Genomic DNA, 12,288 nt, shown 5'->3' on the forward strand with positions numbered 1-12,288 from the left:
CCTTTAGCTGTATTTGATAGATTCAAGATCCGTTTTCGTTCACTTTCCAGTAACAGCGGACTCTTGAACTGACTCTGATGCTTCCTTGGAAGGCGCTTTGCCGCCATCTTCGACGGAACCCGATTCATTCGAATCCTCAAGATCTTCCCCTGACTGAATGGAATCATAGATTTCACCATTATCCTGTGTCAATACCAGCTTACGCTTCACAATGTCACCGTCCGACTGCATAAGTACACTCACCGTTTGACCCGGCTGATAGCTTTTAAGCAACTCATTGACGTCGATTGCGGAAGCTACACGCTTGCCATTAATACTGTACAGCTCATCGCCTTCCTTGATTTTGGCCTGGACAGCGTTCGCCGAAGTAATTTTCGTAACTTTCAAAGGGTCCTCGGTAGGCAACCCGACGATAGCTGACCAGCTCTCTTCCAGCCCCAAGCCAAGACTGGCACGCCGAACCTCGCCGTATTTGAAAAATTGACTGATGACGTATTTTACCGTATCCGACGGAATCGAAAAGCCCATATTTTCAATACCGACCGCCGAAAATTTCATCGTATTGATCCCGATGACCTCGCCTTTGAGATTGACCAGCGGACCGCCGCTGTTACCGGGATTGATCGCTGTATCACTTTGGATCAGACGATAAGCAGCGTTGACACCACGGTTCAGTCCGCTAACGACACCCGAGGTTGCCGAATTACGAAGTGAGAACGAGATCGGCGTACCGATAGCCACCACCTGCTCACCCACCTGCAGACTGTTCGTGGAAGTCGCCAAGGTAGCAGGCTTGAGTCCGCTTGCCTTGATTTTGACTAATGCCAAATCACTGACCGGATCGCTGTAGCTGTCGGTGATTCCATAGGATTTTCCGTCCGAAGTTACGACCACGGCATCACCTAATCCTTCAATAACATGCGCATTCGTGACAATCCATCCATCTGTCCGAATGATGACACCCGTGCCATGAGCCAGATTGTACCGATCTCCTCCCGCCACTGTTTCTCCTGTGGCTGAACGGCCGATGATACCAACCACGGAAGGAGACACATTTTTAATGACCTGCGGCACACGATCTGCCGTTAATGTATATGTACCATTCGCGCTGTTATATGCGCCGCTAGTTCCCAATGCTTTATTCATATCGCTTACGTTGACATAGACCCCGCCATTAATGACTTTGGCCTTCAAAGCAGCTCCACTGCTGGCTGCACCTGCTGTTCCAGAAACACACAAAGCGCTGCCTAAAGCCAGAACGATCGCCCTTTTCCCCATCTTACGCATATACTCACCATTTCCTCTCTAACATAACCCTGTTCTATCAACTAGTCCAAATCTACCATAGAGGGGACATGCATACAAACGCTTTAAGCCCTATCTTTTTCTTAAAAAGCGCCGTTTGTCACAGCCCTATCCTCTCATACTATTTATATTATAAAATTACCAAATCCTTATATCAAAAAAATAAGCAAAAACGATAAATAATCGTTATACCGTTTGGGCCATTCCTTCGTTTACGGGCACAACCAATTGTGATACCATCACATTATATCTTAGTTATATTGTCGGAAATAAAATGAAGGAGGCTAACAGGATGGCCTACGAACCAATCTGGACTGCTCATCCAGATAAGTTAAACAAATTTGAGCTGGTCAAGCTGGAAAAAGACGGGCTCGACGTTATACGCACCATTATCGAAAACTATGCAAACGAAGGCTATGACTCGATCTCTGCGGACGATATGGACCGTTTCAAATGGGCGGGTGTCTATCAGCAAAAGCCCAAGGATGGCCACTTCATGATGCGTGTCCGCATCAACACAGGTATTATGACTTCAGCACAAGCACATGCGCTGGCCGACATATCCACGCTATATGGACGCGGTCTTGTGGATGTCACCACTCGTCAGGCAATTCAATTTCACTGGCTGACGGTTGAAAGCTTGCCCGATATTTTCGAGCGACTGGAAAAAGTCGATTTGTATTCCTTTGAAGCCTGTGGGGATTGCCCGCGTACCATTGTCGGCAACCCGCTGGCTGGCATTGACCCCAATGAATTGGTCGATACCAGAGAGATTGTCGATGAGGTGAACCGTTTTTTCTTGTTGAATCGGGACTTCTCCAATCTGCCGCGCAAGTACAAAATGTCGATCTCCGGCAATACGTACAACAACGCACAGGCTGAAATTAACGACTTGTCCTTCACGCCAGCCACCAAGATCATTGACGGGAAAGAAGTTGTCGGCTTCCATGCGATGGTTGGGGGAGGTTTATCCGCCAAGCCACACTTGGCACAGTCACTGGATCTGTTTGTTCGCCCTGAGGAGGTACTAAAGGTTGCTATTGCCGTCACAACCATTTTCCGTGACTATGGCTATCGTGAAAAACGGCATCATGCCCGTCTGAAATTCCTCGTCGCCGATTGGGGTCCGGAAAAGTTCCTGACTAAGCTTACTGAGTATATCGGCGAAATGCCGGGACGGGGTGAGGACAAAACAATAGGCTGGCAAGCCGCCTATTTTGACGGTGTACATCCTCAAGCCCAGAAGGGCCTGAATTATGTCGGTTTGAACGTGCCTGTCGGCCGTCTGAGCGCTGACGAGCTGCATGAACTGGCTGATTTGGCTGATCGCTATGGTGATGGACAGATTCGTACCACCATGTCGCAAAATATACTGCTGAGTGGCGTCCCTGACGACCAAGTGGATGAATTACTGAAAGCTCCTGTATTGCAGCGCCTGACACCACAGCCCAAGCATTTTATGAGCCGAACGATATCATGCACAGGGAATGAATTCTGCAATCTGGCAATTGTCGAAACCAAAAAGCGGGCGGTTGACGTGGCCGAGTATTTGGATCAGCATGTCGATTTGGATGAAAAAGTGCGTATTCATTTTATCGGCTGCCCAAATTCCTGCGGCCAAAAACACATTGCGGACATCGGCTTGCAGGGCTCGCTTGTTAAAACTCCCGAAGGCATGGTCGATGCGTTCGACATCGCTGTTGGCGGAGCACTCGGCTCGGGTGCCCAGTTCAACAAGGCGCTTAAGGGCCGCGTGCGCGGGGATCAGGTTGGACCTGTCCTGGCAGAGCTCATTCTGTACTACAAAGAAAACCGGAATCCTGGTGAAAGTTTTTATACGTATGTACAACGTGTAGGCATTCCGGCTTTCCAGGAAAAACTGTCTGACATTTTACAATCCAGCATCGTTGCATCCTAGATACAATATCCAGTACCAGCCTGTTTGTGTTTCATTTACAAGCAGGCTGTTTTTTTATTGTCATACAGCTATACAAGATCGCCCTCGGAGACTCATAAAAAAAGACACCGGATTACTCCGGCATCAATATTTTCGCAAAATCGAGCACTGTTGGTTTCCGGGTACCTGATGTAGAGGTTACTACCGCGTAGCCTGATGGTATTTTATATATCAAGCCCGTATCATATCGGATACCAAAGGAATTGTCTTCCTTATAGTGAGTCGTCGTTTCCCACTTCTTCGTCCCGTTTCCTTCCAAGCCTGTGATGGTGATTCCATGCATCTTCGTGGTTTTTCCCAGTGGATCATATTGATCACTGAACTGAACGTACAGCTGTTCTTCAGGCAAGTACACCCAGTCAGCCGGATAGTCCTCTGTGGTGCCAAACAATTGCAGACCATTGCTTAAAACCTGTGTGCGCTTGCTGTTTCCTTTAAGCCCCGTTACGGCAATATGTCCACTGGACAGCTCACGTACGGCTGCAATCTCCTTGCCTGAGCCCAAATCCAAATGGATATTACGGATATCGCGACCATATACATCTGCTTGTACCCCTACCGGGCCAGCTGAGCTGTTCATAAGCGAATAAAATCCATTGTAGCTGCCGACCAGCCAACCCGAGTTTACCCCGGTCGTCGTTCGATTCCATTGGATATCGCCATCTTCTGTATATTTGAGTACAGTGAAAGTCTGCTCCGCACGGTTCAGAGAGGAGACCAGAAAACCTCCGTCCGCAAGCGGCTCCAAACCTGTCCGAGAATTCTGTCCACGGGATATCAAGCCATCTGTTGGCAACGTTTTGGACCACACAGCATTTCCATCGTTGTCCAATCGTGTAGCCTGCAAATCCTGTACTCCGTTCGGTTTGGTATAGTCAGTCAGGAACAACATGCCACCATCTGACGTTTCCCGCTGGACTCCCCTGCTGCTCGTTCCCGGCTGCACGTTCAAATCCTGCTGGTGCTTCCATACGCTCTCCAGAGAGCTGTCCAGCTTGCCATATGTAACATGCACTACACTTGCCTCTATATCGTCCTCGATATTCAGAAATAAAAATCCACCGTTCGCTGCGGGCTGGATATAATCGTGGGCGTTGTCTACATCCTTAATGCTTCCAAGCGCCGCACTGGTTTCAATCTCGGCTTGCTTGGGCACAAGTGCCTGAGATACCTCTGAAGCATAAGATGGTGAAGCACTATATCCCATCACACATGCCGCCAAAGTAATTCCTGCTGCCCATGAATATACACGTGTACGTAGAACTCTATTCTGCATAATCTTCAAAACGTTCCAGCTCCCTTCATGACTTTACCTCAGAGATGTTTTATAAACCTTGGATGTGATCAAACTACAGACGGTTTCGCTTCAACTTGGAATGGTTGTCACGTGGGCACGGAGCTTTGTATGATGCCATATACTTATGAGTTAAATATTTACCTCTTCAAGTCCGAGCCTAAACATTCGCAACTCCAAAATAGAGAGACTACTCAGAACTTTCTGTCGATGAATATAAACTATAGATTTATTATTCCAGCGCTTGGAAAACTAGCTGTCACATGCTTTAACGCAAGAAATTGATAAAAGTTTTCTTTTTTCCAAAAAAAATAAAGCCCTGCCAAGGGAAGACATAAATACGCTAATTCGTATTCCGCCTTCCTGCCTGTGCAGGGCTTCCAAAATGTACGCTAATCCTATCTATAGATCAACGGTCTGAAGCGCTTGGCTGCGCTGCGTATCCCGTTCAAGAATCGGTTTTAAATATCGGCCTGTATACGATTCCTCCACTTTCACGAGCTGTTCCGGTGTTCCGGTAGCCAAGATCGTTCCACCGCCGCTTCCGCCTTCCGGTCCCAGATCAATCAAATAATCGGCTGTTTTAATCACATCCAGATTATGTTCAATAACCAACACCGTCTCTCCTGAATCAACCAAACGATGCAGTACCATTAATAATCGGTCAATATCGTGAACGTGCAGACCGGTTGTCGGCTCGTCCAAAATATAGATCGTTTTGCCTGTGCTGCGACGATACAGCTCAGAAGCCAGCTTCACGCGCTGAGCTTCACCTCCAGACAGGGTAGTCGCAGGCTGACCCAGCTTGACATATCCCAAGCCTACATCCATCAGCGTCTGAATCTTGCGATGAATCTTCGGGATATTTTCAAAAAACTCTGTCGCATCCTCTACCGTCATATCCAGTATATCAGCAATACTTTTGCCCTTGTATTTAACCTCTAGGGTCTCACGATTATAGCGTTTGCCCTTGCACACTTCGCATGGAACATATACATCCGGTAGAAAATGCATCTCAATCTTGATTATGCCGTCGCCTTTACAGGCTTCACAGCGACCACCTTTAATGTTAAAGCTAAAGCGGCCTTTTTGGTAACCTCGGATCTTGGCCTCATTTGTTTTTGAAAACAAATCACGAATATCATCAAATACGCCGGTGTAGGTCGCAGGATTGGAACGCGGCGTGCGGCCGATTGGAGACTGGTCAATATCAACGACCTTATCGATATGCTCAAGCCCGCGAATCTCCTTATGTTGACCTGGACGCACTCTCGCCCGGTTCAGATCACGCGCCAGCGTTTTGTACAGGATTTCGTTGACCAGCGTTGACTTGCCAGAACCGGATACGCCAGTAACAGCCGTAAACACGCCTAACGGAATTTTAACATTCAAATTTTTGAGGTTGTTCTCCTTGGCCCCGCGAACCTCCAGCCACTTATCCGCAGGCTTGCGCCGTTCGGTATTGACCGGAATGAACTTGCGCCCGCTCAAATATTGCCCTGTCAAGGAGTTCGGATCTTCCATGACTTCCTGCGGGGTCCCCTGTGACATGATCATCCCGCCATGGATTCCTGCTCCCGGTCCAATATCAATGATATAGTCCGCCGCCATCATTGTATCTTCGTCATGCTCCACCACAATCAACGTATTTCCGAGATTCCGCATATGCTCCAAAGCACTAATCAGGCGGTCATTATCTCGCTGGTGCAGTCCGATGCTAGGCTCGTCCAAAATATAAAGTACCCCCATTAGACTGGACCCGATCTGTGTCGCCAGCCGAATACGCTGTGCCTCACCACCGGACAACGTTCCTGCGGAACGGCTTAATGTCAAATATTCCAGACCGACATTGACCAGGAAGCCTAAACGGCTGTTAATTTCTTTTAAAATGAGATTGGCAATTGACTTCTCCTTCTCACTCAGCTCCAGCGTTTGAAAAAAGTGAGCCGCTTCTGTGATGGACAAATCAGTCACATAGGCGATATTGTGCTCCTGAATGGTTACCGCCAGACTCTCTTTCTTCAGACGGTGTCCCTTACAGGTGTTACATGGTTTGGCACTCATGAAGCCTTCAATAAATTCACGGATACCATCAGAAGCTGTGTCACGATAACGACGCTCCAGATTCGGAATGATTCCCTCAAAGGTCACATGGGCTTCCTTGCGTTGACCAAAATCATTTTCGTAACGGAACCGGATCTTCTGGTCAGCCGTTCCGTGTAAAATAATGTTCATTTGCTCCGTGGTCAATTGGCTAACAGGAACATCCTGCGGAATGCCAAAATGCTCGCATACCGACTGTAAAAATTGCGGATAATAAGTGGAAGTTCCACCACTCCATGCCTGAAATGCTCCATCTTCCACGCTCTTTTGAGGATCGGGAATGAGCAAATCAGGGTCCACTACCATTTTAGCACCCAATCCATCGCAATCCGGGCAAGCACCAAACGGATTGTTAAAGGAGAACATGCGCGGAGTCAGCTCATCTATGCTGAAACCGCAAATCGGACATGCAAAATTAGAACTAAATCGCAGCTCTTCTTGTCCCATAATATCCACAAGCAGCTGGCCACCTGACAGTTTTAGAGCCGTCTCAATCGAGTCGGATAGACGCGCACGCACATCTTCCTTGACCACGATCCGGTCCACGACCACTTCAATCGAATGCTTCTTATTCTTCTCCAGCTCAATCTGTTCAGACAACTCACGCAATTCGCCATTGACACGTACCCGTACGAAGCCCTGCTTGGCTATATCCGCGAACAGTGTTTTATGCTCACCTTTGCGTCCCGATACCAATGGAGCCAAAATTTGCAGTCGTGTCTTTTCAGGATACTGCATGATGCGATCCACCATCTGTTCAACGGTCTGGGATGTGATCTCAATGCCGTGTTCAGGGCAATGAGGGTGACCCACTCGCGCAAACAACAACCGCAAGTAATCATAGATTTCTGTAACCGTACCAACGGTAGAACGCGGATTCCGGTTGGTAGTTTTTTGGTCAATAGATATCGCAGGAGAAAGACCATCAATCGAGTCGACGTCCGGCTTCTCCATTTGTCCGAGGAACTGACGTGCATATGCAGATAGAGATTCCACGTAGCGCCGCTGTCCTTCCGCATAGATCGTATCGAAAGCCAGTGACGATTTACCCGAACCACTAAGCCCCGTAAGAACGACAAATTTGTCACGCGGAATCGTCACGTCAATATTTTTGAGATTATGCGCCCGTGCGCCTTTGATGATGATGCTTTCATTCGCCAAATGTTTCATCTCCTTAGCTGTAGTTCAAGTCATGCTATATTCCATTGGGTTATGGATGCAGGTGATATATCGCAAAGAGAACGACCACATGGGCCGCCCTCACTATTGTTAAAAACATTCAAATATTTCATTTTCAATGTGCTTTCGTTTATAGCCTATTCTTATACTACATGCTTAATCGGCCCGCAGTTCCAGCAAAGCGTCACGCAACTCGGCGGCCCGCTCGAACTGTAGATTCTTGGCGGCATCCTTCATTTCTGCTTCCAGACGCTGAATAAGCGATTGACGCTCCTTCTTGGAAAGTTTACCCGTCTCACTAGGAAGGTAATCATTCCGTGCTTCTGTCGCCTTAGTTGCTTCAATGACATCACGAATCTTTTTGCGGATGGTTTGCGGCGTGATTCCATGCTCTTCATTATACTGAATTTGAATCGCACGGCGACGTTCGGTTTCTTTGATCGCCTTATCCATAGAATCGGTAATCTTATCACCGTACATAATAACACGACCATCGCTATTCCGTGCTGCCCGTCCAATCGTCTGGATCAGAGAGCGTTCGGAACGCAGGAAGCCTTCTTTGTCCGCATCCAAAATCGCAACCAGAGATACTTCCGGTAAATCCAGACCTTCCCGCAGCAGGTTGATCCCGATCAGCACATCGAAGGTCCCCAGGCGCAGATCCCGCAAAATGGCCATCCGCTCCAGTGTCTTGATCTCAGAGTGCATATATCGGACCTTGATACCCACTTCTTTTAAATAGTCTGTCAAATCCTCAGACATCTTCTTCGTGAGTGTGGTGACCAGCACCCTTTCTTCACGCTCTATGCGAAGCCGTATCTCATTAATAAGATCGTCAATCTGTCCCTTGCTTGGACGTACTTCAATAACGGGATCAAGAAGCCCGGTAGGACGAATAATCTGCTGCACCATCGTATTGCATTTCTCCAGCTCGTAGGGGCCCGGGGTAGCTGATACGTAAATAATCTGATTGACCTTGTCTTCGAACTCTTCAAATTTCAACGGACGGTTATCCAGCGCAGACGGCAGGCGGAAACCATGCTCCACCAGCACATTTTTGCGTGCTTGGTCACCATTGTACATGGCTCGAATTTGCGGCAGTGTAACATGGGATTCGTCAATGACGATTAGCATATCATCCGGAAAATAATCCATCAGCGTATACGGCGTCGCTCCCCGCTCGCGGAATGTCAGCGGACCCGAATAGTTCTCGATCCCGGAGCAAAAACCGACCTCTTTCATCATCTCGATGTCATAACGAGTACGTTGCTCCAAACGCTGCGCCTCCAGCAGCTTACCTTGTTCCTTCAGCACCGCCAGTCGCTCTTCAAGCTCACGCTCAATGTTGACCAGTGCTACCCTCATCGTATCCTCATGAGTAACGAAGTGAGATGCCGGGAAAATGGCAATATGCTCGCGCTCACCGATTAATTCACCCGTAAGCACATTAATCTCGGTAATCCGTTCGATCTCATCCCCAAACAGCTCTACCCGTATGGCGTGTTCCCCATGGGAAGCCGGGAATATTTCAATCACATCTCCCCGTACACGGAAAGTACCCCGCACGAAGTTGATATCGTTCCGCTGATATTGAATATCGACCAAGCGGGACAAAATCTGATTGCGGGGTTTCTCCATACCGACTCTAAGCGAGAGCAGCAGGCTTGAATATTCTTTCGGCGACCCCAGACCATAAATGCAGGAGACACTCGCTACGATAATAACATCACGACGCTCAAATAGAGAGCTTGTGGCCGAGTGACGAAGTTTATCAATCTCCTCATTGATGCTGGAATCCTTCTCAATATACGTATCAGAAGACGGAATGTACGCTTCCGGTTGATAGTAGTCATAGTAGCTGACAAAATAATCGACAGAGTTGTTTGGAAAAAACTCCTTAAATTCACTCGCCAGTTGGGCAGCCAACGTCTTATTATGCGCAATAATCAGCGTAGGCCGATTCAGCTTGGCAATGGTTTGCGCGATGGTAAATGTCTTACCCGTTCCCGTAGCACCCAATAGCGTCTGATACTTCTTTCCTTCTGCAATCCCCTCTACCAGTTCAAAAATGGCCTGAGGCTGATCGCCTTGAGGTTGGAAATCCGACTCAATTTCAAAAGTCTTGTTGCTAACAACGATATCACTCATTGCCCTGCATCACCCTTATCGTCTAAAATGGAAACATCATGTTTCTACACCAGTCGAGCTGAATGTCTTTGCCTGTAACTCTATGTCAATATTTCCCGAGCAATGATACTTGGGAAATATGGTTGGATAAGAATGTTTGTTCCCGTATTATACCTCTTTCTTACTGTGGATGCAAACGATAAGTCTTGAATAGGAGTGAATTGTATTTTGGATATCACCATCGTATTGGGCATCATCGCAGGAATCATCGCATTAATTGGTGGCTTCTTATGGGAGGGCGGCGAATTTTCAGGGCTGCTCCAGGGTACATCAGCTCTGATTGTATTTGGCGGAACCTTCGCCGCAGTTGTTATTAGCTACCCCGCCTCCAAGCTGAAGACCATACCTACTGCTCTTCGGATGGCATTTAGCCGTGAGGACAACCCTACCGAGCAATATATAGAAGATTTGGTTTCCATGGCTGCCACCTCCCGACGGTCCGGCGTACTTGCGCTAGAGCGTATTTCCTCGGAGCATCCGAATGCATTTTTGCGTGAAGGTCTTCAGTTGGTCATCGACGGCACCGAACAGGAACAGATCAAACAGATATTAGAGCTTGAGTTAGATACCACTGAACAAAAGCATGAAGGATACGCCAAAATATTCGAATCCGCAGGCGGCTATGCCCCTACGATGGGGATTATTGGTACGGTAATGGGTCTGATCCATGTATTGGGCAGTCTGACTGAGCCTACTGCGCTCGGACCGTCGATTGCTGTCGCGTTTATCGCAACACTATACGGCGTAGCCAGCGCCAATCTGATCTTCTTGCCTATCGCTTCAAAAATAAGAGCATGCAGTGAAAGAGAAATCTCCACCATGGACTTGCTGCTGCAAGGTATTCTGGCTATTCAGAACGGAGAGAATCCGAAGCTGGTACGCAAAAAGCTGGAGTTCTTTATCCGCTCAGAACAAAATCAGGATTACAAACCGCCACGGCGCACACGCATAGAGATCACCACTCCAAAGGAGGACTCCTTCCATGAGAACGCGCGCTAAGCGTCGTGGACGTAAGGAGGGCGGAGACCATCGTGACCGCTGGATGATTACCTATGCAGATCTAATCACCCTGCTGCTCATTTTTTTCGTCGTGATGTACGCCATGAGCAGCCTGGATGCCAAAAAATATGAGGTCGTTGTTCACTCCCTCCAGGATACCTTCCGCAAGGGTGATTCTATTTTGGAGCAAGGTTCGGGCATCACGGGGACTGCGGATCGCTACACCAGCAAAAATCCGCCTGCGGCCAAGCAACAGACATCCGATAAAAAAGAAGCGGGGTCAACCAAGCTAAACGAACGTGAACAGGCATTTCGCAAGCAGGAAAAAGAACTGCAAAATCTCATGGGTGTCATTCAGAAGTATATTTCGGAAAATAAACTGGAAAACCAGATTTTCGTGTCAGATCAACCGCGCGGAATTGTCATTACGCTGAATGACCGCTTTTTATTCGATCAAGGCAGAGCGGCACTCAAACAGGGCTCGGCCAACACGCTATCCAAGCTGGCCAGTTTGTTCAGAGATTTGAAAACGCCCATCAGCATCGAGGGACATACGGACAACATTCCGTTCACTCGCACCTCAAGCTCATCAATCTACAAGGACAACTGGGAGCTTTCCGGCGCACGGGCGTTATCCGTACTCCGATTCTTTCTGGATAGAGAACAGCTGTCACCCTCTGGATTTCAGTATGCAGGCTATGCAGATACCCGTCCGGTTGGTGACAATAGCACCGAGGCTGGACGTCAAAAAAACCGGCGTGTCGAAATCACTGTATTGCGTCAGCTTCAACAGTAAATGCCAAAAACCTCCTGAGTCACGCAACAACGTGAATCGGGAGGTTTTTATTGGACACACATCATCATGTTACATGGCTTCCGCTCTGATGTAGACGCAGAACAATAAACCGTACGAACAACGTGTAAAAGAGCGGCGTACGAGGTACAATAGAGATTATTTTTGTTTAGTCTATATCCCTACTATGTATTAGAAGCCAAGGTGAAGTTAGGTAAATCTGGTCATGTTGCTTGAAGATCAATAAGATAGAACAAGCTCGTGTTGCTTCTCTTCCATCTGTGAACTTGGGGGTATGCTCTGTTGTCTACGATAGCTATATTTCCAGTCGCTGTACTTATTCAGGAGCCGATCCAACTCCATGGACTTGGTCAACACCCGCCGATCCTTCAATCCCACCTCGTTCGCCAAAACATTTAATTCTTGCCGCTTTTCTTCGATGCAGTCCTCCAATTCTTGCAATTTCACATC

General features: G+C 47.9%; 8 protein-coding genes. 3 read left to right on the forward strand and 5 right to left on the reverse strand.

What is annotated here, in order from left to right:
- Window positions 1-39 precede the first annotated feature (39 nt).
- Window positions 40-1,287 (reverse strand): S1C family serine protease, encoded by a 1,248-nt coding sequence (locus tag BAZ21_RS03480; RefSeq protein ID WP_068497132.1) that lies wholly within the window; start codon window positions 1,285-1,287, stop codon window positions 40-42.
- Window positions 1,288-1,597: 310 nt separating this feature from the next.
- Between BAZ21_RS03480 and BAZ21_RS03485 the strand changes: the two genes are divergently transcribed.
- Window positions 1,598-3,223 carry a nitrite/sulfite reductase gene (locus BAZ21_RS03485; protein WP_068497134.1) on the forward strand — a complete coding sequence of 542 codons (1,626 nt, stop codon included), beginning with the start codon at window positions 1,598-1,600 and terminating at the stop codon, window positions 3,221-3,223.
- Window positions 3,224-3,335: 112 nt separating this feature from the next.
- Here BAZ21_RS03485 and BAZ21_RS03490 read toward each other — a convergent pair whose 3' ends face one another.
- The 3 genes from BAZ21_RS03490 to uvrB form a co-directional block, all read right to left on the reverse strand.
- The gene (locus tag BAZ21_RS03490) at window positions 3,336-4,547 is read right to left on the reverse strand and encodes a hypothetical protein (RefSeq protein WP_068497135.1); all 1,212 of its coding nucleotides are present in this window, start codon (window positions 4,545-4,547) and stop codon (window positions 3,336-3,338) included.
- Window positions 4,548-4,958: 411 nt separating this feature from the next.
- On the reverse strand, window positions 4,959-7,820 hold the full coding sequence (gene uvrA / locus BAZ21_RS03495; protein WP_068497137.1) for an excinuclease ABC subunit UvrA: 2,862 nt from the start codon (window positions 7,818-7,820) through the stop codon (window positions 4,959-4,961).
- Between the two features lie 174 nt (window positions 7,821-7,994).
- Complete coding sequence (uvrB, locus tag BAZ21_RS03500) at window positions 7,995-9,986, reverse strand: excinuclease ABC subunit UvrB (RefSeq protein ID WP_068497138.1); 1,992 nt, start codon at window positions 9,984-9,986, stop codon at window positions 7,995-7,997.
- Between the two features lie 207 nt (window positions 9,987-10,193).
- Here uvrB and BAZ21_RS03505 point away from each other — a divergent pair, with 207 nt between their 5' ends.
- Together BAZ21_RS03505 and BAZ21_RS03510 are read left to right on the forward strand one after the other, a co-directional pair.
- The gene (locus BAZ21_RS03505; protein ID WP_068497141.1) at window positions 10,194-11,024 is read left to right on the forward strand and encodes a flagellar motor protein; all 831 of its coding nucleotides are present in this window, start codon (window positions 10,194-10,196) and stop codon (window positions 11,022-11,024) included.
- Complete coding sequence (locus BAZ21_RS03510) at window positions 11,008-11,820, forward strand: flagellar motor protein MotB (RefSeq protein ID WP_068497144.1); 813 nt, start codon at window positions 11,008-11,010, stop codon at window positions 11,818-11,820. Before BAZ21_RS03505 ends, BAZ21_RS03510 begins: the two co-directional genes overlap by 17 nt.
- 237 nt (window positions 11,821-12,057) lie before the next feature.
- Here BAZ21_RS03510 and BAZ21_RS03515 read toward each other — a convergent pair whose 3' ends face one another.
- Window positions 12,058-12,285, reverse strand: a complete 228-nt coding sequence (locus tag BAZ21_RS03515) for an aspartyl-phosphate phosphatase Spo0E family protein (RefSeq protein WP_068497146.1) — start codon at window positions 12,283-12,285, stop codon at window positions 12,058-12,060.
- Between the last annotated feature and the right edge of the window lie 3 nt (window positions 12,286-12,288).

Origin of the sequence: Paenibacillus kribbensis (assembly GCF_001705305.1) — a bacterium.
GTDB classification, from domain to species: domain Bacteria; phylum Bacillota; class Bacilli; order Paenibacillales; family Paenibacillaceae; genus Paenibacillus; species Paenibacillus kribbensis_B.

What these genes read in the sequence shown, in the direction of transcription:
- BAZ21_RS03480 (WP_068497132.1), bottom strand. Translation starts at nt 1,287, where the DNA reads ATGCGTAAGATGGGGAAAAGGGCGATCGTTCTGGCTTTAGGCAGCGCT.
- BAZ21_RS03485 (WP_068497134.1), top strand. Translation starts at nt 1,598, where the DNA reads ATGGCCTACGAACCAATCTGGACTGCTCATCCAGATAAGTTAAACAAA.
- uvrB (WP_068497138.1), bottom strand. Translation starts at nt 9,986, where the DNA reads ATGAGTGATATCGTTGTTAGCAACAAGACTTTTGAAATTGAGTCGGAT.
- BAZ21_RS03510 (WP_068497144.1), top strand. Translation starts at nt 11,008, where the DNA reads ATGAGAACGCGCGCTAAGCGTCGTGGACGTAAGGAGGGCGGAGACCAT.